The sequence below is a fragment of the Paenibacillus solisilvae genome, assembly GCF_042656405.1.
Lineage (GTDB): Bacteria > Bacillota > Bacilli > Paenibacillales > Paenibacillaceae > Paenibacillus_Z > Paenibacillus_Z solisilvae.
The window spans coordinates 82,843-107,035 of the sequence record NZ_JBHSOW010000018.1 but is presented as its reverse complement, the minus strand read 5'-3'; the positions used below and the strand labels follow the sequence as shown (position 1 = coordinate 107,035).

The 24,193-nt window shown below is 52.4% G+C and carries 24 protein-coding genes and 1 pseudogene; 4 read left to right on the top strand and 21 right to left on the bottom strand.

The annotated features are described in order from the left end of the window. Positions 1-5: 5 nt before the first annotated feature. The 5 genes and pseudogenes from ACFPYJ_RS05920 to ACFPYJ_RS05900 all read right to left on the bottom strand — a co-directional run. Positions 6-1,331, bottom strand: a pseudogene (locus ACFPYJ_RS05920) (peptidase); the annotation flags it as partial. A gap of 10 nt (positions 1,332-1,341) precedes the next feature. Further along, entirely contained in the window at positions 1,342-2,004 is a 663-nt protein-coding gene (locus ACFPYJ_RS05915; RefSeq protein ID WP_379187133.1) for a 3-oxoacid CoA-transferase subunit B, read from the bottom strand. Continuing rightward, positions 1,971-2,681: a CoA transferase subunit A gene (locus ACFPYJ_RS05910; protein WP_379187141.1), complete on the bottom strand. Its 711-nt coding sequence runs from the start codon at positions 2,679-2,681 to the stop codon at positions 1,971-1,973. The genes ACFPYJ_RS05915 and ACFPYJ_RS05910 overlap by 34 nt, the downstream gene beginning before the upstream one ends. Before the next feature lie 17 nt (positions 2,682-2,698). Further along, positions 2,699-4,051 carry an aspartate aminotransferase family protein gene (locus tag ACFPYJ_RS05905; protein ID WP_379187132.1) on the bottom strand — a complete coding sequence of 451 codons (1,353 nt, stop codon included), beginning with the start codon at positions 4,049-4,051 and terminating at the stop codon, positions 2,699-2,701. A gap of 36 nt (positions 4,052-4,087) precedes the next feature. Further along, complete coding sequence (locus tag ACFPYJ_RS05900; protein ID WP_379187131.1) at positions 4,088-4,351, bottom strand: YokU family protein; 264 nt, start codon at positions 4,349-4,351, stop codon at positions 4,088-4,090. A gap of 200 nt (positions 4,352-4,551) precedes the next feature. On the opposite strand from ACFPYJ_RS05900, the gene ablB reads away from it, so the two are divergent. Continuing rightward, positions 4,552-5,412, top strand: coding sequence for a putative beta-lysine N-acetyltransferase (ablB, locus tag ACFPYJ_RS05895; RefSeq protein ID WP_379187130.1), 861 nt, complete (start codon positions 4,552-4,554; stop codon positions 5,410-5,412). A 14-nt stretch (positions 5,413-5,426) separates the two neighbouring features. On the opposite strand, the gene rpoN is transcribed toward ablB, so the two are convergent. From rpoN to ACFPYJ_RS05845, 10 genes are all read right to left on the bottom strand, one after another. Next, positions 5,427-6,752 carry an RNA polymerase factor sigma-54 gene (gene rpoN, locus ACFPYJ_RS05890; RefSeq protein WP_379187129.1) on the bottom strand — a complete coding sequence of 442 codons (1,326 nt, stop codon included), beginning with the start codon at positions 6,750-6,752 and terminating at the stop codon, positions 5,427-5,429. A 144-nt stretch (positions 6,753-6,896) separates the two neighbouring features. Next, on the bottom strand, positions 6,897-7,307 hold the full coding sequence (locus ACFPYJ_RS05885; protein ID WP_379187128.1) for an extracellular solute-binding protein: 411 nt from the start codon (positions 7,305-7,307) through the stop codon (positions 6,897-6,899). Positions 7,308-7,500: 193 nt separating this feature from the next. Beyond that, on the bottom strand, positions 7,501-8,154 hold the full coding sequence (locus ACFPYJ_RS05880) for a glycerol-3-phosphate responsive antiterminator (protein ID WP_379187127.1): 654 nt from the start codon (positions 8,152-8,154) through the stop codon (positions 7,501-7,503). Between the two features lie 14 nt (positions 8,155-8,168). Next, positions 8,169-9,017, bottom strand: a complete 849-nt coding sequence (locus ACFPYJ_RS05875) for a metallophosphoesterase family protein (protein WP_379187126.1) — start codon at positions 9,015-9,017, stop codon at positions 8,169-8,171. A 180-nt stretch (positions 9,018-9,197) separates the two neighbouring features. Further along, complete coding sequence (locus ACFPYJ_RS05870; RefSeq protein WP_379187125.1) at positions 9,198-10,112, bottom strand: patatin-like phospholipase family protein; 915 nt, start codon at positions 10,110-10,112, stop codon at positions 9,198-9,200. A gap of 157 nt (positions 10,113-10,269) precedes the next feature. Beyond that, entirely contained in the window at positions 10,270-11,052 is a 783-nt protein-coding gene (locus ACFPYJ_RS05865; RefSeq protein ID WP_379187124.1) for an enoyl-CoA hydratase-related protein, read from the bottom strand. An 18-nt stretch (positions 11,053-11,070) separates the two neighbouring features. Further along, a complete protein-coding gene (locus ACFPYJ_RS05860) occupies positions 11,071-12,615 on the bottom strand; it encodes an acyl-CoA carboxylase subunit beta (protein ID WP_379187123.1) in 1,545 nt (514 codons plus the stop codon). A 26-nt stretch (positions 12,616-12,641) separates the two neighbouring features. Further along, complete coding sequence (locus tag ACFPYJ_RS05855; protein WP_379187122.1) at positions 12,642-13,781, bottom strand: acyl-CoA dehydrogenase; 1,140 nt, start codon at positions 13,779-13,781, stop codon at positions 12,642-12,644. A 19-nt stretch (positions 13,782-13,800) separates the two neighbouring features. Next, a complete protein-coding gene (locus tag ACFPYJ_RS05850; protein ID WP_379187121.1) occupies positions 13,801-14,142 on the bottom strand; it encodes an AtuA-related protein in 342 nt (113 codons plus the stop codon). Positions 14,143-14,145: 3 nt separating this feature from the next. Continuing rightward, positions 14,146-15,510: an acyclic terpene utilization AtuA family protein gene (locus ACFPYJ_RS05845; RefSeq protein ID WP_379187120.1), complete on the bottom strand. Its 1,365-nt coding sequence runs from the start codon at positions 15,508-15,510 to the stop codon at positions 14,146-14,148. A gap of 409 nt (positions 15,511-15,919) precedes the next feature. Between ACFPYJ_RS05845 and ACFPYJ_RS05840 the strand changes: the two genes are divergently transcribed. From ACFPYJ_RS05840 to ACFPYJ_RS05830, 3 genes are all read left to right on the top strand, one after another. Further along, on the top strand, positions 15,920-16,531 hold the full coding sequence (locus ACFPYJ_RS05840; RefSeq protein WP_379187119.1) for a DUF4183 domain-containing protein: 612 nt from the start codon (positions 15,920-15,922) through the stop codon (positions 16,529-16,531). Between the two features lie 89 nt (positions 16,532-16,620). After that, positions 16,621-16,905, top strand: coding sequence for a DUF4183 domain-containing protein (locus ACFPYJ_RS05835; RefSeq protein ID WP_379187118.1), 285 nt, complete (start codon positions 16,621-16,623; stop codon positions 16,903-16,905). Between the two features lie 493 nt (positions 16,906-17,398). Continuing rightward, positions 17,399-17,686 (top strand): hypothetical protein, encoded by a 288-nt coding sequence (locus ACFPYJ_RS05830; RefSeq protein WP_379187117.1) that lies wholly within the window; start codon positions 17,399-17,401, stop codon positions 17,684-17,686. Between the two features lie 444 nt (positions 17,687-18,130). Here ACFPYJ_RS05830 and ACFPYJ_RS05825 read toward each other — a convergent pair whose 3' ends face one another. The 6 genes from ACFPYJ_RS05825 to ACFPYJ_RS05800 all read right to left on the bottom strand — a co-directional run bounded on the left by ACFPYJ_RS05825 (position 18,131) and on the right by ACFPYJ_RS05800 (position 24,126). After that, positions 18,131-18,976 carry an NAD-dependent epimerase/dehydratase family protein gene (locus ACFPYJ_RS05825; protein ID WP_379187116.1) on the bottom strand — a complete coding sequence of 282 codons (846 nt, stop codon included), beginning with the start codon at positions 18,974-18,976 and terminating at the stop codon, positions 18,131-18,133. Continuing rightward, complete coding sequence (locus ACFPYJ_RS05820) at positions 18,973-19,899, bottom strand: SMP-30/gluconolactonase/LRE family protein (protein WP_379187115.1); 927 nt, start codon at positions 19,897-19,899, stop codon at positions 18,973-18,975. Before ACFPYJ_RS05820 ends, ACFPYJ_RS05825 begins: the two co-directional genes overlap by 4 nt. A 28-nt stretch (positions 19,900-19,927) precedes the next feature. Then, a complete protein-coding gene (locus ACFPYJ_RS05815) occupies positions 19,928-21,151 on the bottom strand; it encodes an enolase C-terminal domain-like protein (protein ID WP_379187114.1) in 1,224 nt (407 codons plus the stop codon). Between the two features lie 177 nt (positions 21,152-21,328). Beyond that, positions 21,329-22,174 carry a phytanoyl-CoA dioxygenase family protein gene (locus ACFPYJ_RS05810; RefSeq protein ID WP_379187113.1) on the bottom strand — a complete coding sequence of 282 codons (846 nt, stop codon included), beginning with the start codon at positions 22,172-22,174 and terminating at the stop codon, positions 21,329-21,331. Between the two features lie 33 nt (positions 22,175-22,207). After that, positions 22,208-23,155: a carbohydrate ABC transporter permease gene (locus tag ACFPYJ_RS05805; protein ID WP_379187112.1), complete on the bottom strand. Its 948-nt coding sequence runs from the start codon at positions 23,153-23,155 to the stop codon at positions 22,208-22,210. Then, on the bottom strand, positions 23,149-24,126 hold the full coding sequence (locus tag ACFPYJ_RS05800; protein ID WP_379187111.1) for an ABC transporter permease: 978 nt from the start codon (positions 24,124-24,126) through the stop codon (positions 23,149-23,151). Before ACFPYJ_RS05800 ends, ACFPYJ_RS05805 begins: the two co-directional genes overlap by 7 nt. Positions 24,127-24,193 lie beyond the last annotated feature (67 nt).

Genomic DNA, 24,193 nt, shown 5'->3' with positions numbered 1-24,193 from the left:
CCTCCGCTTTCGTCAAGACCGCACCAATGAATCAAGGTCAATGCGATCATCTCCCCTGCCTCAAACACATGATCCAGCACAATATGCTCGTTCGGATAGTGGGCGGCCTGCGTAATGCCCGGGCCGAAAACGATGCACGGCGTCTCGCCCAGCTGTGTGAGCAAGCCACCGTCCGTCCCCCAAGGGGAGGCTTCAATAACAGGCTCCTCCTGCCTGACCTCCCGGTATTGCTGCATGAGAACCTGCATCAATTCATGCCCGGGATCGACGCTTCCCGGTACCCATCTGGCGCCGAACCATTCCACGGTTGGCGGATGCGCTTCAAACCAAGGGTCTTTGTCCTTTAATTGATCCATCCACCTGCACATGTCCGCTTTGGCTTCCTCAAGCTTTTCCTCGGGAGCAACGCCCATTCTTCCCTCCAGCTTCACCGTATCCGGTACGGAAGAAGGCCAGCTTCCTCCCTGGATAATTCCGATATTAATCGGGATGGGAATCGGATTATGAGCGTACAGCGGATCGGTGATCCCGGCATTCCGCTGCTCCTCAAGCTCCCGGATATGCTGCACCACGGTCATGCTCTTCTCGATCGCGCTGACCCCCTCATACCTGGTTCCGCCATGGGCCGAGCGGCCTTCGACCTCAATCCGGAACCACATCGAGCCCTGCTGCTTCGGGAAGATGCGCATATTGGTAGGCTCCGGAATCAGAGCCGCATCGGCGGTATATCCCTTTACAATCGCAGCCAGCGTTCCCGCCCCGCCGCTTTCTTCTTCCACGACGCTTTGGACAATGACATCGCCCTTCAGTCTTATTCCAAGTCCCTGGATCGCCCCGACTGCGAGCAGCAGAGAAGCGATTCCGCCTTTCATATCCGTGGCCCCGCGTCCGAACAGCTTCCCGTCCGCCACGCTGCCGCTAAAGGGAGCATCCTTCCACTGATCCAGATTCCCTTCGGGAACGACATCCATATGTCCGTTGAGTATGATCGAGCGGCCCCCTCCGGCCCCCTTCAAGACGCCGGCTACATTGGGGCTGCCTGCAAACCGGTTGCGGGGGGAATAAAAGAAAGGGTGTTTCTCAAGGACCTCCCCATCCGGCTCCCATACCTCAACTTCCAGCCTCATCTCGCGTAATTTATCGGCAATGAGAAGCTGCGCCTCTTTCTCATTACCCTGCGTGCTCGGAATTCTCACCATGTTCTGCAGAAAAGAGATTTCTTCTTCACGGTGAAGCTGCATCCATTGCCGGATGCGCGCTTGCAGTTCGGTATTCGGATTAGGTTCCAAGGGATTCCCTCCTTCAGGCCTGCATGCGCAAACCGTCTCCATTCATGTCCGGCTATGGAAGGTATGAGATATGCTTCGGGAGGATTAAGGCGGCTTCGGTATGCCTCACAACATCCTCTACGGTATAAGGAGACATGATTTCTTTTAAAAGCAATCCTTGATCGGTTACCTCCATCACGGCCATTTCCGTAATAATCAGCTTGACGCATTCCCGCGCCGTCAGCGGCAGGGCGCATTGTTTCTTCACCTTGGATTCTCCCTGGCGATTGACATGATTCATCAGCACAATGACTTTTTTCGCCTTTTGCGCCAGCTCCATCGCCCCTCCAATGCCTGCCACACGCTTGCCCGGCACGATCCAATTGGCTAAATCCCCCCGCTCGCTGACCTCCAGCGCACCGAGTATCGTGATGTCAATACATCCGCGGCGAATCATGGCAAAAGCAATGGAGCTGTCGCAGTAGGAGGCGCCGTCTACGACCGTAATGGGGAATCCTCCCGCATTGCAAAGAAATGCGTCTTCTTCACCAGGAGCCGGGCCCCCGCCCGCGCCCAAAATTCCATTCTCCGCATGAAAAATAACATGGATGCCTTCGGGAACCAAATCCGCCACCATCGTTGGGATGCCGATCCCAAGATTGACCACCATTCCGTCCCTTAGTTCCTGAGCAGCCCGCCCCGCTATTCGATCGCGGTTGTCCTCTCCCACGCCCATCTCCAATTCACCCCTTTGCCCTGTATCACCATATCCACGAAAATGCCCGGCGTTACAATACGTTCGGGGTCCAGCTCGCCTAACGGAACAATCTCATCGGCTTCCGCAATCGTAATTTGCCCGGCCATAGCTACCAATGGATTTAAGTTTCTTCCGCTTTTATCGAATACGAGATTCCCGAAGGGATCGGCTTTTGCCGCGTGGACAATGGCGACGTCAGCCGTAAGCGCCGGCTCCACCAAATACGTGTGCTCCCCGATGGAAACCGTTTCCTTCCCCTGCTCCATGATTGTGCCGACGCCGACATCCACCAAAATCCCGCCAAGACCGACGCCGCCGGCTCGAATTTTCTCCGCCAGCGTGCCCTGCGGGTAAAAGACCACCTCCATCGAACCCTCCTCCATCCTTTGACCGGCATTCGGATTCGAGCCAATATGGGAGGCAATGACCTTCTTCACCCGGCCTGCCGTAACTAAGCGCCCGATACCGATCTGCGGAAATCCGGTATCATTCCCAATGAGGGTCAGATCTTTCGTCCCCATTTGCAGGATGCCTTCGATGATCGCAGGAGGCGTCCCGATGCCGCCAAACCCGCCATACATCAGCGTGCAGCCATCGGTAATGACCTGCAGCGCCTCCTCCAGTGTCCTTATCTTGCTTGAACCGCTTCCAGGCATGTTCAGAGCTGAGCCCATCATATCTCCCCCCTGTCAAATCCGCTAATCTCCTGCAGGACTTCCCGGACCGTTTCTTCGAGCAGCTGCACGAGCAGGTCGATTTCCGCTTCGGTAATGGTGAGCGGCGGAGCCACAATGACGGCATCCCCTGCGCCGTCCACCCCACCTGCCGCCGGGTATACGAGAAGACCTTTGTGAAAGGCTTTGTCGATGATCCGGGAGGTCAGGCCGAGCCCGGCCGGGAACGGCAGCTTGCTGATCCGATCGGAAACAAATTCCACAGCCAGGAGGAGGCCTGCGCCCCGAACATCGCCGATAGGCTCGAATTGCTCAGCCAACCGTTCCAGCCGCGCCAGCAAATAGCTCCCCTTGACCTTGGCGGCCTCGACCAATTGATGTTTCTCCATATAGTCCAGAACCGCCAGGGAAACCGCTGCCGACTGCGGATTTGCGCTGTACGTATGGCCGGACATGATGCTTTTGGATCCCTTCAAGATGGGCTCCATCACGTGATCTTTGACCAGTGCGGCCGCCATCGGCGTATATCCGGCGCTCATTCCTTTGCCCAGAGCCATCAGATCCGGTTCAACGCCGGAATGCTGCATGGCGAACATGGCTCCTGTACGGGCAATGCCGGTCATGACCTCATCGGCGATGAATAAGATCTCATGACGGTTACAGATCTCCTTGATCCTCTTGAAATATCCTTCGGGCGGTACAACAGCTCCGCCTGCAGCTCCAATGACCGGCTCCGCAATGAATGCGGCGATATGCTCGGCCCCGATCCGCTTGATGGCGGTTTCCAAATCATCCGCACACGCAAGCCCACATGCCGGGTAAGTCTTATTCAACGGACAACGGTAGCAATAAGGAGGCGCGACGACAGGGAAATCCTCCAGCAGCGGAATAAATCTTCTTCTTCTAAGTACATGGCCTGACATGGAGAGAGCGCCCATTGTTATTCCGTGATAGCTCATCCGGCGCGAGAGAACCTTATTTTTCCCTAGTCGCCCCTTCTCCTGCCAATGCTGGATGGCAATCTTCATCGCCGTCTCCGTTGCTTCGGAGCCGCTGTTCACGAAGAAAGACCAGTAATCGCCGCCTGGCGCCAAATCACTCAGCTTCTTCGCCAGCCGCTCGGCCGGCTCGCTGGTAAATTGGGAACGGTAAACAAAGGAAACCTTGCCGGCCTGCTCAAGCATCGCATCAATGATTTCCTGAACCCCATGCCCGATTCCCGCCGTCACCGCCCCCGACGAAGCATCCAAATAGGCTTTGCCCTGATCATCGTACAAATAAACGCCTTTACCATATTGAATGGTGGGATAATGGTGATCCAATACCGGTTTGATTAAATGCTCCCGCTTCATAAGGGCACCCCCCACTGATCTGCAGCAGCGCCGCTTTTATTTGAGAAAGATGTTCTTGATCCGGGGAGCCTTCATCAGCTCTTCATAGCGGAATCTGGTTCCAAGCGCAGACACATCATGCCAATATAAGGCCTCTTCAATTTGCTGGGAGACGGCTTCGGTAACATAGGTGAGGCAGTTGGGGCACTCGATCGCAGGGACCTCCAAAATCTCCACCGCGAGCTTGCCGTCCGGCATGATCCAGTAGCAATCCTTGACGCTTTCGCGGGCATCCTCCGTTTCACACCATATACAATTCATATCCTTGCGTCCTCCTTCATATGGGTATAGAACATTGACTGGGCTGCTACATTACGATGCAAAATGGATGCCAACTTGGGATGGAAGGCAGCTGCGCTTCTGCCTTGATCGTTCGCCGCTCGGTGAACCGCCAATTATTTTGCGGCTGCTTATTTTTTTGCAGCAAAAACTTCATGCGTTTGATTAAGGGGGAAGCCAACATGCCGGGGGATCTGCCCTACTATGTGAATCAGGCCGAGAACAGCAGCATTTATCAGATCACCTACTGCCTTGATTTCTTTAACAAAAGATTGAGGGTCGACGACTATCAGGGAAATGTCGATGCCATCTGCAAGCGGACAGCCGAAATCGCCCAAACCCATGCTCTAACCAAGATATTCATTAAATCGCGCGAGAATGATTGGCAGGCCTTTTTATCCAAAGGCTGCATGCTTGAAGGGATTTATAAAGGATATTTTCGCGGAAGCGATGCTTACTGCATGGCGATCTATACGGATCTTGAGCGCCGGACCAGCGATTATTGGATGGAAGAGGATCGAATATTAAACCAGGTGCTCGCTCTCCCCCTTAGGCCGGAGCGTCCCGCAGAGCCGGAGAACTGTACACTGCGGATCGCCCGTACGGAGGATGCCGGGCAGCTCTCCGCTTTATACGGCCAAATCTTCCAAACCTATCCGACGCCGATGAATGATCCCTTGTACGTCGAACAAACCATACGGGAGGGAACCATCTATTATTTGCTGGAATCGCCGGTTCAGCTGATCAGCGCTGCGTCTGCGGAGATCAATACGATCTACTGCAATGCGGAAATGACCGATTGCGCCACACTGCCCGCCTATCGGAATCAAGGACATATGAGATTGCTCATGCATGCCTTGGAAGAGGACTTAATCAGCCGGAATATCACCTGCGCGTATTCGTTATCCAGAGCCCTTTCCGTAGGCATGAATGCGGTTTTCTTCCAGATGGGGTACCGTTATTACGGCAGATTAACGAAAAATTGCGATATCTATGACAAATTCGAGGATATGAATTTGTGGGTCAAATCGCTGAAGGGATAAACCGCCCCCTTCACCTAGGTTCGTTTCCTTCTCACCGAAGAAGCAATGCCGATCTCCTCCCGGTACTTGGTCACGGTCCGGCGGGAAATTTGAATGCCTTCCTGCCTCATCAGATCGGCCAGCCTTTGATCGGAATAAGGTTTTGCACGGTTTTCCCCATGGATCCATTCCTTAATTCTCGCCTTTACACGTTCCGGGGATGTTAAATCGCCGTGGTCCGTCTGCAGGCCGGAGGGAAAGAAGTACTTCAGCTCGAAGACGCCCCATGGCGTTTGCGCATATTTGCCGGCCGTCGCCCGGCTGACCGTCGACTCGTGCACGTTCAATTTATCGGCTATTTGCTTCAAGGTCATCGGTTTAAGACAGGCAGCCCCCTTCCGGAAAAACTCGGACTGTTCCTCTACGATCGCTTGCGCAACACGAAATATCGTCCAACGTCTTTGTTCCAGGCACTTCATGAAGAACCTCGCTGAATGCAGTTTATTGGATAGGAACCTTCGTGCCTCGTCAGGTTCCCGGCTTTCCTTAACGATGCGCTCGTAGTATTCATTAATGGATAGGCGGGGCGACGCGGCATGATGCATCCATACATCGAACTGTTCGCCCGCCTTCTCGACCTTCACGTCCGGAATCACATAGTGGACTTCTGCTTTGTGAAAAGCTGCGCCGGGCCGCGGATTCAATCCCTTGATTACATCGATCGCAGCCTGAATTTCTTGTGAAGACACCTGCAGAGCCGCCGATAATCGATGAATACGGTAATCGGCCACATCCTTAAGATGATGCTGGACTAATAAGGCTGCTAAAGGGGAAGCTTCCGATGATGACTGGACCTGAAGCAGCAGGCATTCCCGCAGATTTCTCGCTCCCACGCCAACCGGCTCAAAGCTCTGCAGGATTCGAAGCGCCTGCTCCGTTTGATCCGGCTCTGCCTGAAGCACGTCGGAAATTTCACTCAAGGAAATTGCGAGATAGCCGTTGTTATCCAGATTGCCAATCATAAACACGATCATACGGCGAACCGTATGCGGGATATCCTTGATGAAGCCGAGCTGCTCCTTTAGATGCCTTTCCAGGGAAACGTCATTCCATGCGGCTTGATGCAGCGGGTCATACACCCGGCCGTTTCTGCTCATTCCAAGGTTATATTTGGGATATCCGCTGTACACCCCCCATTCGTTCCCGGCGAATTCCAGCACCGGGTTCTCATCGAGCTCCTGCCGGACAGCATCCAGCAGTTCCGGTGTCGGGAGCTGGAGGAGCTTGATCGCCTGCCGCAGCTGCGGCGTCATCATTAATTTTGCAGCCTGCTGCTGGACCAATCCGTATCCCGGGCGCATAGACATCACCCCTTTTGTGCTTGTGCTTCTATGTTTATTCAAGGAAGGCATGAATAGATATACAAAAAAGACACCTGCTTCAATTACACAAGTGTCTTTGGGCTCCAGGCACAGGTCACCATGCTTACCCCGGATAATTCGTAATTAAGTCGTCAGCTCTTGCAGCATGCCGGAGCGGGCAAATACGCCGGTGGATGCGATCTCAAGGTCGGTTACAGCCGGCGCGTCTCCCGCTGCGAATGCTGCCTGTACTTTGGCATGAAGATCGTCATAGTTGCCTTGGTGCTCGGCAATGACTTCGATTTTATCCTGCGATTCGTTGAATGCCTTGACCATGTGCAGCTTCGCTTCCTCAACCTTTTCGCCGAACGCGTACCAGTACTTTATGGTGATTTTGCCGGCTGCTGCGGCTGCTGCGGAATCCGTGCTCTCCGTTTTCGCCCCGCTGCTGGCGCTGCCATTGCTGTCATTTGTGCTGTCAGATCCAGATCCGCAAGCCGCCAGTACCACCGGCATAACCATTGCAAGCGAAAGTGCAGTAAGCTTCTTGACCATTGTTCAATCCTCCACCTTTTCTTTTTAAATTAGGCAGGCAGCAAAAAAGAAACCTTAATCCAGCCAGGGACATTGACGTCCGCAGCGGATAAGGTTTCTCCATTACTCCAACCGATTGCTATTTACTTGTCAACATGAATGATACAAGGCGACTATTAACGCTGTGTTATCCGATTATGTAGAATATATAAACTCATCCTGGAGCCTTGAGACTTATATGATAAGCCTGACTTCCTTCTTGCCTGGCAGAGGGATCCAGGCCTGTCCACAGCTCGGGCCTCGATGACGAGATGGCCGTCGCCCCATGACTCAAGCATTCCTGCGCATGACTTTGCTCAACCAATAAGCCGCCGGTAATAATAGGGATAGAGGTGAATGACTTCACCCTGCCGATCATGTCGGGAATTCGGGCAGGCATCACTTCGATAATGTCAGGCTCGATCTGGCAGAGACTCTTGGCGATATTGTCCAGCCCTTCGGTGTCGACGAGGAAGAAGCGCTGAATGGTGATCAGACCTGTTTTCTTCGCGGTTTTCACCACATTGGTTTTCGTCGAAATAATGCCGGACGGCTTGATGGCTTTCGCCAAATATTCGAGACCATAGAAGTCCGTGCTGAGCCCGCCAATCTTCTCGAGGTGCAGGAAGACCGGCAGCTGATGCTCCTTGAACACATCGACGTAGCCTTTTACGACACCGATGTGACCCGTTAAAAGAAAGATGCCGCTTAATTGGTTGCGAAGCGACAGAGCGACTTCGATATGTCTCGGATCTTTGATGGAAGCGATCCTCCTGTGCATGGCGAGACCTTTAAAGAAGGTGTCATGGTTCATCAGCGGGCTCTTCATCTCAGCTTGCCTCCTCACCTTATTTCAGGCTGCACCGCGCTCAGCAGGGGGATAACGAGCTGGCGATCCGCGTCTTTGCCCCGGGCGTCCGGGTTATGGCTGAAATGCTTCATATGCTGATGCAGCAAGGGGGCGTGCTCCAGAACGTCTGCATCCGTAATATCTACTGCAGAGATTCGAATCTCATCTTCCGCGAATTCCACAATCCGGAAGCCGTGCTGATCCAGACAGGCGGATAGCTGCACAAATGTCCAATTGTTCTGCGCTGCAATCGAATCCACATGCGTGTGGCCATTGAAATAGATGCCGACCCCTTTCTTACGGTTCAAAATGCGCCGCATGTCAATGCCCGGATGGATGGAGGCTTTCTCCCTCTCCGATCTTACTGTCGTGTTATAGACGGGATGATGGCCGAAGACAAGGAGCGGCTTCGCCCCGGAGGCTTCAACCATTTCTTCCAGCCACTCTAGCTGTTCATCGTCAATCCAGCCGCCCCAGTCCTCCAAATCCATTTCTTTGGCCGTGTCCAGAAACACCAGCATCGCAGTATCGGTGTCAATGCTGTGATAGCGCTGCTGGCCCGTAATCTCCAGCACTTCCCTTCTCGTCTGCGCATAGAGATCATGGTTGCCCAGCACATGGATAAAATTTCGATCCTTACGCCGCAACAGCCCGTATACCTCCTGCAGCTCCACAGATGATCCGAAATTCGTCAGGTCTCCAAGCGATATATGCAAATCGGCATCCGTATCCAGAAAATGTCCAAGCAAGGTGTGATAGAAAGCAGTCCGAGCCTCAAGCAATCCCGGAATCGACTTATCGATTTCGTGATAATGCAAATCCCCCATCAGAACTAACCTCATCCTTGTTCTCCTCCTTTGTTCATACAAATTTGCCTTCCCTTCTTAGGGTATAGGCCAAATATTGTTTATCCGTTAAATGAGGAAGTAGTTTTTGTAAAGGCGTGTGCAAGGTATGATGGCTGCAAAGCCGGGCATTGGGCTGACAGGGCTGGAGTAATGATCTCAAGTTTCTTGTCCATGTCAGCTTCGAAATTCCTTCACGTATTTCGCATGATCCCAGCCTTCCAGAAATTTACGGGCTGTTTCCTGTCCGGATTGAACCAGAAAATCTCTGTCTTCCCCGCTCAGATCAAACTGAGTGGCCGTTACCTGGCCTGTTGGGATAAATACCGTCCGTATCCTGGCATGTTTGTCCACATGCCGTTGGTCATGGGCTTTAAGCATCGTCTGGAACATGGCGCGGAACATGGAGAAAGGACCATGAATGTCATGAAAAGGGGCTTCCGTAGGTTCGCCTAATAACCGGAATCCGAACGTGGGCCACCGCGGAATCCCTTCTACATCAAAGATCCAGATTGGATAATTGCTGAGCAGCCCCCCATCCAGGATATAATACGGCTCTCTGCTGATCCTCGTCTTGAGCCGGTACGGCTGAAAGAAGTAGGGAAGCGTGGTGCTCATCCTGACTGCGGCGGCAATCGGAAACTGAGAAGGAGAAATCCGGTAGCGCGACAGGTCGTCCGGCAGGACCAGCATCCTTCCGCTGCTGATATCGGAAGCAATAATTTTCAGCTTTCCCTCCGGCAGATCGCCGAAGGTGGATACCCCTTTTTGCCCCAGCCAGTACGTTAGCTTGTCTTCGAGCGGTGTGTTTAAATAGATTCCTGACCGGAATAGAAGCGGAAGCGCTTTACCGACAAGGGGCAAATCATGTATCCATGTTTTGCCGAGCAACCGGGAGTAATCGAGCGTACTCATGATCTCCATTAATTCCCCGGCGCTATATCCGCAGGCCAGAAGCGCAGCCACGACGGAACCGGCGGACGTTCCAGCCAAACGCTGCCACTGGTATCCGCTGTCCTCAAGCACCTGAATAGCGCCAATAAATGCGATCCCCCTAACGCCCCCGCCTTCAAACACAGCATCCGCTTTCATATGACAGCACTCCTTCTTTCGATAGCATTATGAAGAGGAAGAGGAGAGAGGAGAGCTAATAAGGCAGCCGTGTACAGATCGGTCTGTATGCGGCTGCCTATTATACCCAAATGAATGCATCTCGGCAGCCTCAGTGCCTTAGACCCTCATTTTTCGCCTATTCTCCGTTAAAACGAGGCGTGCGTTTGTCTCGGAACGCTTCGAGCGCCTCCAGCCGGTCCTTTGTCGGAATAATGGCTTCATAGGCTTTGAATTCCACATCCATTCCCGTTTGCAGATCGGAATTCAAACCTTTGTCAATCGCATACTTGGCTTGATAGACCGCCAAGGGTGCATTGACAAGGATCTCCGCGGCCAGCCTTTCGCTGATCTCCTTAAGCTGCTGGAGGTCCTCGGCAACCCCGTTTAACAGCCCCAGCGCATACGCCTGCTCCGTCGTAATTTTCCGTGCAGTCAGAATAAGCTCCTTCGCTTTGGCTGCTCCGATAAGACGCGGCAGCCGCTGCGTTCCTCCTGCGCCGGGTATGATACCCAGACTGACCTCCGTCAGCCCCATCTTCGCCGCACGGATCGAATAACGGAAGTCACAGGCTAATGCAAGCTCCAAGCCTCCTCCGAATGCATAGCCGTTTATCGCTGCAATCGTAGGCTGCGGCAGCCGTTCAAGCGCGTTCAGCACCTCTCTGATCTTCATTACGCTTCCGCGTATTTGCGATTCGACCAGCAATCTGCGCTCCTTTAAATCCGCGCCTGCGCAGAATGCCCGGCCCTCACCCTCTATGATCACGACACGGATATCGCGCGGATGGCGTTCAATCGTCTCGAGAATCTCTCCAAGCAGAGCCAGCATGGAATCATTAATCGCATTCAAATCCTTCGGGCGATTGAGCCGGATATAACCGATATGTCCCTGCTGTTCCAACAGCACCGGCTTATTCATCCTGCTTACCACCGCCCCTTAAACCGGATAAACCGGATGCTTTCGCTCTGCGAACAAGGCGCTTTTCGAGGCATAAACCTCAAAGCGTTTGATCAATTCCCTTCGCAGGGATTGGGCGGGAATAATCCCGTCGATGACCATATCGGAGGCCAGCTGATACAGGTCGATATCTTTGCGGTATTCTTCCCGCTTGCCGGCGATGAATCCGGCTCTTTCCGATTCCGGCAGCTCGGCAATTTTATTCGCGTACACGGCGTTAACCGCCGCTTCAGCCCCCATCACGGCAATTTGGGCGGAAGGCAAAGCCAGGCAGCAGTCGGGTTCGAACGCAGGTCCGGCCATGGCATATAAGCCCGCTCCGTAAGCTTTGCGGACAATAACGGAAATTTTGGGCACCGTTGCTTCGGATACCGCAGCAATCATTTTCGCGCCATGCCGGATAATTCCCGCCTGCTCAACCGCCGTGCCCACCATAAAGCCCGGAACATCAGCGAGAAATAAGAGCGGAATATGAAAGGCATCGCATAAACAGATAAATTTAGCAGCCTTATCGGCAGAGTCGTGGAACAATATTCCGCCCTTCACCCGCGGTTGATTGGCGATGATCCCCACCGGTTTCCCGGCCAATCGCGCTAATCCGGTAATGAGTTCCTTGGCGAACAGCTTCTTGATTTCAAAAAAGGAGTTTTCGTCGATAATCCGGTCAATGAAGTCATACATATCAAAGGGCGTGTACTGATTGTCAGGGATAATGTCATTGAGCGTTTTGTCCGAATCTGCAGGCGGCTGCGGCTGCCGGGCAGGAGGTTTTTCCGTGAAATTAGGGGGGAAATAAGCCAGATACTTTCGGGCAAGCTCAATCGCTTCTTCTTCGCTGCGGGCCAAGACATCCCCGCAGCCGGACACGGAGCAGTGCATTTTGGCACCGCCAAGCTGTTCCAGGCTTGCCTTCTCCCCGGTAACGATTTCCACGATGCGCGGAGAGCCGAGATACATCGATGCATTTCCCTCGACCATGATCACCATATCGCAAAACGCGGGAATATAGGCTCCCCCTGCTGCAGACGGGCCGAACAAGATGCAGATCTGCGGGATTTTCCCCGATAGCTTCACCTGATTGTAAAAGATTCTCCCTGCGCCGCGGCGACCGGGGTACATCTCAACCTGATCCGTAATCCGCGCCCCCGACGAATCGACGAGATACAGCAGCGGCACCCGTAATTTATCCGCGGTTTCCTGCATCCGGATCATCTTCTCAACCGTTCTGGCTCCCCATGAACCGGCTTTGACTGTCGAATCGTTTGCAATCACGCACACCGTCTGTCCGTGAATCTTGCCAATGGCCGTTACGACTCCATCGGCAGGCAGACCCTGTTCCATACAGCTTGCAAATAAGGCATCCTCGAGCTCGAAATCCGGATCTAGCAATAGCTTCAGCCGGTCGCGGACGAACCGCTTTCCCTGCTCCGCATTTTTCTCATGATATTTGGAGGCGCCTCCCTGTTTGATCTGTTCGATCTGCTCCTGCAGCATGTCTTTCCCCGAATCGGGTCCACTCTCCATCTTCTACGAACTCCCCTCTGACAGGCTTAACATCCGATTTGAGCGGCAATTACCATCCGCTGAACCTCCGAGGTTCCTTCACCGATTTCAAGCAGCTTCGCATCACGGAAGGCGCGCTCCACCTCATACTCTCTCATGTAGCCATAGCCGCCATGAATCTGGACAGCCTGATCGCAAACCTTCATACACATCTCCGAAGCAAACAATTTGGCCATCGCAGCCTCTTTCTTAAACGTCTTCCCTTGATCCTTCAGCCAGGCTGCCTTATATACCATGTTGCGGGCAACCTCAATGTTCATCGCCATATCCGCCAGTTTGAACTGGATCGCCTGAAAGGCAGCAAGGGCACTCCCGAATTGTTTCCGCTGTTTGGCGTAGCGGAGCGATTTCTCGAAGGCGCCTTGGGCAATGCCCACCGCCATGGCCCCGATTCCTATTCTTCCGCCATCCAGGACGGCCAGAAACTGTTTGAAGCCATTGCCTTCGATGCCCAGCAGATTTTCTCCGGGTACGGCCACTTGATCCAGGACAAGCTCCGTTGTATTGGAGGCGTGCAGCCCCATTTTCTCGTAATGATTCAGCACCGTAAAACCTGGAGCGTCCGTAGGCACGATAAAAGCGCTAATACCGCTCGTTCCTCTGGAACGGTCCGTTAAAGCCGTCAGGGCGAGGTTGCGTGAATAACCCGCATTGGTAATAAAACATTTGGAGCCGTTGATCACCCAGTTATCCCCGTCCAGGACAGCTGTTGTCCGGGTTCCTCCCGCGTCAGATCCGGCATTCGGTTCAGTCAGCCCGAAAGCGCCCAAATATTCGCCTTTACACAGCGGCGTCAGATACCTGGCCTTCTGCTCCTCGGTTCCAAATAGAGCCAGAGGCGCTCCCCCTAAGGAGATATGAGCGGAGTAGGTGATTCCAGTGGAGGCACAAACCCGGCTCAGCTCTTCCACGACAACAGCGAAGCTTACCGTATCTGCTCCGGCACCCCCATACTGTTCAGGGAAAGGAAGCCCCATTAACCCGAGTTTTGCCAGCTTCTCAAAGATTTCAATCGGAAATGCGCCTGTCCGGTCCCTCTCCAGCGCACCCGGGGCAACCTCTGCTTCTGCGAAGTCATGGATTAATTCTCTGATCATCGATTGCTCTGCCGTTAATTCGAAATTCATCGCCCGTCAACCTCTCTATTTATGACTTGGAGAGATGATCCGTATCCCCGATTTCGATTTCCAACCGCATTAAATTGGACGCATAGCATTTGCCGAGATTATCCATTCTCATGGTCGCGGAGCCTCCCCCGTTTAGAGCCTCCTTACACACAAAATTCATTGCTTTAAGGTTCGGCACTACATAACGGGTCACTTCCCCATGCACCAATCCGGCAAAATGCGCCTTGACCCTCTCCGCGCTGACTTCTCTGACCAGCACCTCAAATATGGCCTCGCTTGCCGCAAAAACGGCAATATTGATCGTATTTCCCTTATCGCCGGAACGCGCCTGCGCAACATGCCGAAGCTGAACCCGTGCCATTGCCTACACCTCCAGGACGTTCACATGGACCCTGCTCTCAACGAGGCTCCGCGGAACCAGACAGGACCACATGCCAAGCAGCTCCCGCGGCTTCATCATGCCGAGGAATGCTCCCATTGCAGGAGGACCGCTCAGCATAAGCGGGGGAACCAGTCTGCCGAGCTTGGCTGCTTCATCCCGGCTTCCGGTTCGCACCGCGATGCGCACGTACACTTCATTCAACTCTTCCGCCGGTAATGTCGCCAGCGGCCCGTGCAAGGAATCGTATCCGAGATAATCCGTACGGACTTCGTCATAATGCAGTCCAATCCGCTGTATTTGCTGACGTATGATGCGGTCTGCCGTCTGTGCCTTGGCGAGTGCATCCGGCCATGAATATCCCCAGATGGCCTGCCCGAGCCAGCCGTCCGCATAGCCCATCACCACTTTCAGCGTTTCGGGTCGTTTCGTTCCACGGGCGCCTGTAACACGTACCCGGTTCGGGCCAATATCCTGCAGCTGAACGCCCGTAAGATCCAATACAACATCCGGGCTGACATAAGCGGACGGGTCATGAATCTCATACAGGAGCTGTTCCTTTACCGTATCGACGGAAACAAGCCCTCCGGCTCCCTCCGTCTTGGTAAGGACAAATTCCCCGTCTTCCAAGACTTCTGCAACCGGGAAGCCGATGGTGTCCAAACCGGCTACGGACTGCCAGTCGCCACTGAAGTTCCCTCCCGATGCCTGGCCGGAACACTCCAGGAGATGGCCCATAAGCAATCCTTGTGCCAGCCTGCTTAAGTCCTCTTGTCCCCAACCAAATTCATGGATAAGCGGCGCAAGGAACAGAGCGGAATCGGTCATACGCCCGGTTATGATCACGTCAGCCCCCTGCTGCAGCGCCTCCACAACGGGTTTAGTGCCCAAATAAGCGTTGGCAAACCTAATACGGTCCATGATGGATTCCACATCTCTGCCGTCTTCCATGTGGGCAAGCGTTACCCCTTGGGTTCTCCATTGCTGCAGTTCATCCCGGACATCATCACCTGTTACGACCGCCAGTTTAAGTCCTTTCAGTCCCAGCTCCTCAGCAATCCGCTGCGCTTCAAGCTGGGCTCCGACCGGATTCATCCCCCCGGCATTCGTGATGATCTTGATTCCCTTCTCCTTCACATAAGGGAGCAGTTCCCTCATCGTTAGGGAGATGTCTCCTGCATACCCCTTAGCCGCGTCCCTTTGCCGGTCTTTCTGCAGGATGGCCAGTGTTAATTCAGCGAGACAATCGAAGCAAAGATACTGGATATCCCCCCGCTTCGCCGTTTCAATCGCAGGTAAAATGGAATCCCCATAAAATCCTTGCCCCGCCCCAATGCGTATTTTTTTCATTCGATCCCCCTTTCGAGAGCTCATCATCGTTTCATTTGCTTGCTATAACCATTGTATGGCGCGGCTGAACGCCCTATTCGGTTTTGATTGGCAGCATAAAAAAAGAGCCGAAGGGCTCTCCAATCCGTTAGGCTTTGTTAAACTTTGTTGACCCGAAAAGTAAAATGTAAATGGTCTTGAGATTCAAGCGCAATATTTGCTAATTTCTCTTCTGTGACAAGCTAACGAAATTCGGGCGCAGACATTTTCACAAAATCAATGTATGCCTATTTTTTGGAAATATAGGTCTCAGTCTACCAGATATTGGTTAAATGACCATTCTTCAAAGTGTTTGATGACATAATATAGGCAGAGGATTACCAATTGAAAATAAACGACGCAGATTTTCTGATGTTGGGAGGGATCTTATTTGAAGGACTTAAAAGACCGTAAAAAAAGACGGTGTAAATCTCTCCTCTTGAAAAGAAAAAAAATGGCCGTCAGTAAAATTTGTGCTCCTAAAAGGAAAAATAATCGTAAAAAGCTTAAGGTCATCAGAGGGAAATGTGTACGAAAGAAAGCCGGACGTCATGTTAATGTTCCTGCCTTGCAAGGAGTACAGCCTGCAGATCTTCGAGGAGAGCAAGGATTTACGGGTCCCCAAGGGGAACAAGGGTTACAAGGTCCCCCGGGTCCTCAAGGGCCTCAAGGTACTCAAGGGCCACCAGGACCCTTTCCCAACGTCACTATTATACCTGTAGTTAATAGATATATTTATATTCTGAGCTCAGATTTAGTCTTGACGTCCCCTGCAGCTTTTTCGGCGAATCTGTTTATAGACGACGCTGGAAATATTATTTCCGTTTTTTCAGGCCTCGGACCAAATAGTTTTAATAATCTTTTCATTAATGGGATATTACAAGAGGGAAACGTATATAGCATAAGCCCAAATACATTGACCTTGAACCCCCAAGGCAGCACAATTTATTCGGGCACGCCGATTACTCTTGAGACCATACAATTCATTGCTCAAGTCTCGTAAAAATGGGGCTGGTTACTCAATTAATTGATTCGCCCTTCCCCTATTAAATATTAAGCATCTAATAGACATAGAAAGAGAGGTGATAGAAGATGCCGATTACGAAACCCTTTATTGCTGGTAGAAGGTTTACTTCCACAATAGGAGCAGGGACAGGTACTGGCGCGACGTTTGCGATTGCAGCTACAGCATTCACAACTGACACCGGTGCAGCCGCTACAGTATTCCCAACTTCTCCAGCGTATTACAATCTTTACATTAACGCGATGCTTCAGACTGCCGATACTTCAACAGCTACCACTACGACGCTTACCATTCCAGGTGGAGACGTACTTGATCCTGCAACCCCAATTATAGTTGAGTTTATTGTAACTTAATCCGAACTACCGTATTGCCGGCAGTTATTATGTTCAAAACACCAACTTTTGAGTACATGTCTGACCGGTGTTATTGAGCTAACGGAACAAGATAGCTTAACTACAAACTACAATAAGGCAGCCGAAACCAGCCGGCTGCCTTTTCCACGCTATTCCAGCTAATAGCTTGGTTGGAATCATCTTTTTGAAATCCTGATGACTTTCATGACGGATCATATCCTTATGTATTGGAACTACACGAGGATATATTCTATTTTAGAAATGAAAAGAAAGGATTCGTTTTGGATTTAGGATGGTACCCATCCATGAGTCCAAAAGGTGCGTATACATTATATTTAGTAAAAATAGGTGACGAAGATACTGGACCCGAGTATTGGACCAACCCTATTTTGAAATATCGAGAACTTTAAGCACATATATTCGCAACTGGTTGAATACAATGGCAAATAAGTCGGGTAAAACCATTTCTATTCACATCAGGAGGTTGATCGAATTGCTGAAAGCAGTGTTTGTCAACTTGGACGCAGGGGAAATGGTGCTGAAGCTGGAGAAGGATAGCGCTCCCAAAAAGATTGAGTACAGCAAGTTTGAGCGGCTGGAAATGGTGAAAGAGACGGTGAAAAGGCTGCTCAGGACCGTTGAGGTGAAGGTTATCAAGGTGCATGTCAGAGGCATGGAGGACCCAGTCGTCATTGCCAGCAACAAGGTTGGAGATTATGATTACATCGAGCAATATTTAATGAAGATTGCCGAGAAATATGAGATAGCTGTCGTGCAATAATTGTTATCAAAGTTCGCCTCATCCTGACTTCCCAGCCGGATGGGGCTTTTTTTTGTTCTTGTCATCCGACAGCGGATAGCGATATCGATGGTGGTAAGATTGAAAGCTTCGGCGATAAAATTCAAACAGCGATGAAAAAAATGTAACGAACAAGGACGCTTCCAGGGCTTTTTGCGAAAATGGTGACCTGAACTGCCTGATCAAGATAGTTCAATTAACCGCCTTATTAGTAGGCGGTTTTTTTGGTCAAATATCAACATCAAGATTAAACATAGCCATCCATTAAACCACTTTATGCAGGTAAAGGTTAGGTGCCTTCGGACGGAACAATCCGTTTAACGATGGGAATATAAAAATGCCGCCCATTCACATGATCATGCGAATAGGCGGCATTCTTATGGCTTAGTGTTTATAGCTGAAGACGATTGGGAGAACGGTTCTCCGTCAGGCAAAATCCCGCCAAGTATGCACCGGCTCCCAGCCCAGGACCTCTCTGGCCAGCCGGTTGCTGACCAGCGCGGTATATCCGGAGAGGTCCTCCCTAATATCCTTGATCTCAGGAAAATAGCGTGCAATAAGCTCCGGCGTTTCCACATCGGACAGCGTAATGCCGGAGGTGATGTTCAGCCCCTGTGAGGTTGGAACGTCCGCTTCCAACGCAAGCCGGCATGCCGAAGCGGCATCACGCACATCAACATGGCTGTATAAATTCCGCTTGAAATTGGCGGCATCCGCCTGCAGCCTGCGGACGATATGCGGCCATTCCTGCTCGGAAATGATCGTCGAGAAGCGAAGCGGCACGATCTGCATGCCCGAGCTTCGGTTAAACATCTCCGCCGTCATTTCATTTAATACCTTAGACATCCCGTACGTCTCTTGCGGAAGCTGCGGATGCTTCTCATCCACCGGCAGGTAGTCCGGAACAAAAGGATGCTTCGCCCAATAAAAGCCGTACGACGACTCGCTTGAGCCGATCACCGCCCTGCGCATGCCGAGCGCTTCGGCGGCCTCCAGCACGTTATAAGTCGACATGACGTTGTTGGCAAAGATTCTGCCGTGCGTATAGGTCGTGAGTCCGGGAATCGCAGCGAGGTGGATCACCGCATCCGTTCCCTTGAGCGCGCCATAAGCCTCCCCGGCATCGGTCAGCTGTGCATTCATGTAAGTGCACCTAAGCCCTTCAGGCGCTTTACTGTCAACAACGGTCACTTCATAGCCGTGTGCGATTAAATCCTCCGCCACGCATCGTCCAAGCTTGCCGCTTCCCCCGGTTACCGCGATATGCTTCATACCGTACCCTCCCTATCCTTGCTGCGCATGACCGATATTCCGGGAATGGATAGATCAGCCGCATACACCGAGGTATTAGCGGTTATGTATAAGGTTCGACGATCAGCCCCGCCCCAGCCCAGATTGGCCGCCGGTTCCGGAACAAGCAACACGCCAAGCGCTTCCCCGGCCGGGTTGTACACCCAGATCCCGCCTGGACCGGTAGCATAAACGTTCCCCTCCGTATCGACCTTCATGCCGTCGGGGCCGCCCGCTCCAACCGTAGAATCCATCCGGGCAAACAAACGATAATGGCTGAGCGTTCCCTCAGCAGTCACATCGAACGCGAACAGGTCCTGTGTCGATGAATCATTTACGTACAGGATGCTCTCATCAGGCGAAAAGGCGAGCCCATTCGGGCGGTGCAGACCCTCGTACAGGAGCTCCAGTTCACTGCTGTCCGGGTTCAGCCGGTAAACTCCCTGGCAGGGCTGCTCCTGCTCCGAAGGATCGGACAATCCGTAAGGCGGATCGGTAAAGTAGATCATGCCATCCGACTTGACGACGATGTCGTTCGGGCTGTTGAGCCGTTTACCCCCGAAGCTCTCAACTAGCGTGCGGATCCTGCCGTCATCATCCGTGATGGATACTCTGCGATTGCCATGCTCACAGGCCAGCAGCCGACCGCTGCGGTCCAGCGTCAACCCGTTGCTGTTTCCGCTGGGTTCGCGGAATAGCTGAAGGCCGTCCCGTGAATCCCAGCTATATATTCGGTTCGCGGGAATGTCGCTAAAATAAAGCTTCGCTTGCTCACGGTCCCATATCGGCCCCTCCGTGAACTGGAAACCGTCCGCAATCTTACGGACGGAGGTGCCTTCGGGCACAATCCGGCTCCATTCGGAGTGAAAGCGTAATGTACGCGGTTGTTCCTGATGCTCCGTCATCCAAGTGAGCCTCCTTTTTAATCTGTAATTAAGGGCGTACGATCGTGCCGTCCGCCTTCCGGTCGATTGGATACGGCTTATGATAGATCCGTGTCTTAATCTCCGGATTCACGAGCTTCGCTGCCTTCTCCTCATCGATATCTATGCCCAGCCCAGGCCGTTCATTCGCATAGAGATGTCCATCCTTAAGAACCGCATGCCCTGGGAAGGCTTCCAGCTCCTCTGCCCGGAATGTATTCTCTTCCTGGATGCCGAAGTTCCAGATGGCCATATCAAGATGCATGGCCGCAGCCTGATTGACCGGATCGTTGTCCCCTCCTTCCTGCCATGCCGTGCGCACGCCATAGGCTTCCGCAAAGGCGGCGATTTTGCGGCAGGCTGATATACCGCCCCCTTTGGATACGCGGACACGGATATAATCGATTAACCGCTCTTGAATGAGCGGCATCCATTCATGCGGGCTTGTGAACAGCTCTCCCATCGCCTGCGGCGTTGTGCTCTGCTGCCGAATCGAGCGGAACCAGGCGATCTGTTCAGGCGGGAGCACATCTTCAAGGAAGAACAAGCGATAGGGCTCCAGCCGCTTGGATAGGATCACCGCACCCTGCGGGCTAAGATGCTCGTGCACGTCATGCGTGAATTTGGCCTCCGCACCGAACCGTGCGCGAAGCTCCTCAAACATGTTCGGTATCGCCTCCAAATAGGCCTCTTCGTCAAAGACGGCCTTGGCCGGCCAAGCATTTGCCGGCCTCTTCGCCAGTTCGGCGGGGATGAAGCCGCCGCCGCCATAGCTGCCCAGCTGGCAGCGGACCACCGAATAGCCTTCTTCCATATAACGGGTGATATCCTCTGTCAGCTCACCGATATCCCTTCCGCTTGCATGCGCATAACAGGGCACTGCCGAGCGGCTTGGGCCGCCGAGCAGCCGGTGCACCGGCATGCCGGCTTCCTTGCCCTTGATGTCCCAGAGCGCCATATCGATCGCGCCAATTGCAGTCATCAGAGCGGAACCGTTGCGCCAGTACCCGCTCTGGTACATGGACTGCCAGATGTCTTCGATCGCTCCGGCATCGCGTCCGATCAGCGTTGGCGCAAGCAGTTCCTCGATGACGGCAGCGATTGCGCTTGGATTGAAATAATCGTTCGCCGACCCGATTCCGTACAGCCCATCCTGATCCGTCTCCACCTTCACGATCGTCCAGCTTGCATCATGGCGCGTGCGAATAAGCCTGATCCGATTAATCTTGGTCATTTCACTAACCTCCCGATTGTCACATCTTCGATTTGCAGTCATTCAAGCTTCCACACAAATTAATTATCTCCGCGGGGAGCACCGGTATGGCTGAGACTGCCATAACCGCCTTATTGAGGCGGGACCTTATCGGAAAAAGGCCGCTGCCTCAGCGGCCCAAATCGCGATTATATGTGGCTACTTGATCATATGAACCGGATAATAAGGAGGCACCGGCTTCGTATAATTGTCCCGCGCGAATTTGATTTGGTTAGGCGTCCATTGCGAATAAAACAAGCGGGTGTCATGATCATCGCTAAGCGCCAGCACCTCAGGCACCGTCGCCCAGTTTGTCAGCGGATAGCTCGACGCCCGGGAATGGTAGTTATGCATCGTCCGCCGGCCGTGCGTACAATCCGCTCTTCCGCCCTTGCGCGTGTGATACGTCGTAATATTGTACAGCACTGCGGTGCCGGCTTTGCCCCGGATCGGGACCTCCTGGTAAGCTTCCCCCTGCTTCTCCTTCGCTTCGGCCAGCGTACCATACGTATGGCTGTTCGGTACCAAGCAGAAGGCCGGGCAGCAATCGTGGACATCCGACAAGTAATAGATGACACAGGTATACGTGCTGATATAGGGATTCTCAGGATCGTAGATCTTCCCTCCTATCGTGCCGTAATAGCTGATGTCGCGGTGGAAATTCATCTCGCTGCTGCTCGCCCGATCCGCGGAAACATCCCGGAAATCGAATTGGGCAAAGCGCGCCTCTTGGAGCAATACTTCTTGAATGAGCGGGAAAATCTTGGGATGGCGTATGAATTTATCCATCTCCAGCGGATGCTTCTCGAGGAAGCTGCCTGTACCGACTGCACCTTCTATCGGCTTATGCCAGTGCTCCGGGGATTCTTTCAATGAAGCCTCCACCAGGTTGTTCAAGTAGTCAAGCTCCTCCTGCGACAAAGCGTTCGGAATGACGGCGAAGCCATTCTCCTTGTAGTGCGCCAGAATTTCCTCTTTCGTCGTTTGAACAGCGTTGTTAGACATCGTTTTCAGCCTCTCTTTCACTTTGTAAGATGGTTAACCTTTGACGGAACCAAGCATGATACCTTTCACAAAATACTTCTGTAAGAAGGGATAAACAACGAGAATCGGCACGATTGCGAATATGATGGTTGCTGCCTTAATATTTTCCGGCTGAACGATTAATCTGCTCGAATCATTTAATGTACTTGTGTTCTGCGTTCCCATATTAAGCATGTTGAAATCAATAATGATCGAGCGCAGCACCATCTGGAGCGGCCACTTGCTGTTATCGCTGATGAAGAACAGCCCGGAGAAGAAATCGTTCCAATGCCCGACCGCATAGAACAAGCCGACCGTCGCAATAACGGGTTTTGAGAGCGGCAGGATAACACTCCACAGCACGCGCATATCCGAAGCCCCGTCGATCCGGGCTGACTCCTCCAGACTCTCCGGGATGCTCCAGAAGAAGTTGCGCATCAGGATCAGGTTAAAGGGTGCGACCAGCTGCGGGATAATCAACACCCAAATGCTGTTGAGGAGCCCGATATTTTTGAGCAAAATGTACATCGGGATAAGCCCTGCGCCAAACAGCATCGGGATAATCACGATCCATAACAAGAAACGATGGCCCGGGATTTGCGTCTTCGACAAGCCATAGGCACCCGTTGCCGTGAACACAAGATTGAGGAAGGTGCCCACAACGGTGACGAATACCGTAATGCCAAACGCTTTCAACAGGACTTGTGTATTGAAAATGTATTTATACGATTCAAACGTGAACGATTTGGGCCAAAGCATCATCGGATTCTTGTAGATCTCATGCGCTTCACTGAAGGAAATCGCCAATACATTCACCATCGGCATCAAGGTAATCAAGCCCGCACCGATGAGAATGAGATAGATGAGGCCCTGCGCCCACCATGGATTCGCATCCAAGCTTCTTTGCTTGATTATCTTCAGGTGCCTGGCGGGCTGCGCTGCTTGGGCAGATTGTTCTACCATAATGATTTCTCCCCCATCCTGCGTATGATCGTATTCGCTGTGATGATGAGGATCATCCCTATGATGCCTTTGAACAAACCTACAGCTGTTGCGAGCTCGAATTGCGATTGCAGAATCCCTAACCGGTACACATACGTATCGATGATGTCCCCGACATCATATAAAGCAGGATTAAGGAACATGAAGATTTGGTCGAAGCCGGCATCCAGTATGCCTGCAAGCTGCAAGCAGAACAGCAGGGCGATAATCGGCCTGATTCCCGGCAGCGTAATATGCCAAATTTGCCTCAGCTTCCCGGCTCCGTCAATTTTGGCCGCTTCGTACAGCTGCGAGTCGATGCCGGACAAGGCTGCCAAATAGATGATCGCTCCCCAGCCGAATTCCTTCAGGATCGCCGTTATGACGACAAGTGTACGGAATACGTCCGGATTGGTTGTAAAATTGAATTTCTCCAATCCTGTGTTTGCCAGCACCAGATTGATAATGCCGCTTGGGCCGATAAAGTTGTAGATGATCCCTGCGAATACAACCCACGACAGGAAGTGGGGGAAGTACGTGATGGTTTGAATGAACCGCTTAAACCAGATGTTCCTCACTTCATTCAGCATCAAAGCGAACAGAATCGGAATCGGGAAGCCGAATAACAGGCGGTACATACTGATAATGACCGTGTTCTTGAGAAGCGCCGGAAATTTCTCCGAGGTAAACATCGCTTCGAAGTGTTTAAAGCCGACCCATGGGCTGTCCATGATCCCAGCTATGATTTTATAATCCTTAAATGCGATCGTGATGCCGTAGAAGGGCGCGTAAGTAAAAATGGCAAAATAGATAATGGTTGGCAGAATCAGAAGGTAAATAAATCGCGACTTCCAAATCCGTGTACCCAGTCTGCGGCTTTTGTTTTTCATTCCGTTAGGGTTATAAGGCATCCCCAGGTTACCGTGAGGAGTATAGACGGATTTCGCGCTCATGGAATCACTCCTTTCATCGGAACGTGCCGGCAAAACACTGGAATAGGGCATTTCAGCCGCCCTATTC

Coding starts and splice junctions, on each gene's coding strand:
- ablB (WP_379187130.1), top strand. CDS start 4,552: ATGCCGGGGGATCTGCCCTACTATGTGAATCAGGCCGAGAACAGCAGC.
- ACFPYJ_RS05835 (WP_379187118.1), top strand. CDS start 16,621: ATGCCGATTACGAAACCCTTTATTGCTGGTAGAAGGTTTACTTCCACA.
- ACFPYJ_RS05845 (WP_379187120.1), bottom strand. CDS start 15,510: ATGAAAAAAATACGCATTGGGGCGGGGCAAGGATTTTATGGGGATTCC.
- ACFPYJ_RS05900 (WP_379187131.1), bottom strand. CDS start 4,351: ATGAATTGTATATGGTGTGAAACGGAGGATGCCCGCGAAAGCGTCAAG.
- ACFPYJ_RS05825 (WP_379187116.1), bottom strand. CDS start 18,976: ATGAAGCATATCGCGGTAACCGGGGGAAGCGGCAAGCTTGGACGATGC.
- ACFPYJ_RS05805 (WP_379187112.1), bottom strand. CDS start 23,155: ATGGTAGAACAATCTGCCCAAGCAGCGCAGCCCGCCAGGCACCTGAAG.
- ACFPYJ_RS05915 (WP_379187133.1), bottom strand. CDS start 2,004: ATGGGCGTGGGAGAGGACAACCGCGATCGAATAGCGGGGCGGGCTGCT.
- ACFPYJ_RS05810 (WP_379187113.1), bottom strand. CDS start 22,174: ATGTCTAACAACGCTGTTCAAACGACGAAAGAGGAAATTCTGGCGCAC.
- ACFPYJ_RS05855 (WP_379187122.1), bottom strand. CDS start 13,781: ATGAATTTCGAATTAACGGCAGAGCAATCGATGATCAGAGAATTAATC.
- ACFPYJ_RS05850 (WP_379187121.1), bottom strand. CDS start 14,142: ATGGCACGGGTTCAGCTTCGGCATGTTGCGCAGGCGCGTTCCGGCGAT.
- ACFPYJ_RS05815 (WP_379187114.1), bottom strand. CDS start 21,151: ATGACCAAGATTAATCGGATCAGGCTTATTCGCACGCGCCATGATGCA.
- ACFPYJ_RS05880 (WP_379187127.1), bottom strand. CDS start 8,154: ATGAAGAGCCCGCTGATGAACCATGACACCTTCTTTAAAGGTCTCGCC.
- rpoN (WP_379187129.1), bottom strand. CDS start 6,752: ATGCGCCCGGGATACGGATTGGTCCAGCAGCAGGCTGCAAAATTAATG.
- ACFPYJ_RS05820 (WP_379187115.1), bottom strand. CDS start 19,899: ATGACGGAGCATCAGGAACAACCGCGTACATTACGCTTTCACTCCGAA.
- ACFPYJ_RS05860 (WP_379187123.1), bottom strand. CDS start 12,615: ATGGAGAGTGGACCCGATTCGGGGAAAGACATGCTGCAGGAGCAGATC.
- ACFPYJ_RS05865 (WP_379187124.1), bottom strand. CDS start 11,052: ATGAATAAGCCGGTGCTGTTGGAACAGCAGGGACATATCGGTTATATC.
- ACFPYJ_RS05800 (WP_379187111.1), bottom strand. CDS start 24,126: ATGAGCGCGAAATCCGTCTATACTCCTCACGGTAACCTGGGGATGCCT.
- ACFPYJ_RS05885 (WP_379187128.1), bottom strand. CDS start 7,307: ATGGTCAAGAAGCTTACTGCACTTTCGCTTGCAATGGTTATGCCGGTG.
- ACFPYJ_RS05870 (WP_379187125.1), bottom strand. CDS start 10,112: ATGAAAGCGGATGCTGTGTTTGAAGGCGGGGGCGTTAGGGGGATCGCA.
- ACFPYJ_RS05910 (WP_379187141.1), bottom strand. CDS start 2,681: ATGCCTGGAAGCGGTTCAAGCAAGATAAGGACACTGGAGGAGGCGCTG.
- ACFPYJ_RS05875 (WP_379187126.1), bottom strand. CDS start 9,017: ATGAGGTTAGTTCTGATGGGGGATTTGCATTATCACGAAATCGATAAG.
- ACFPYJ_RS05905 (WP_379187132.1), bottom strand. CDS start 4,051: ATGAAGCGGGAGCATTTAATCAAACCGGTATTGGATCACCATTATCCC.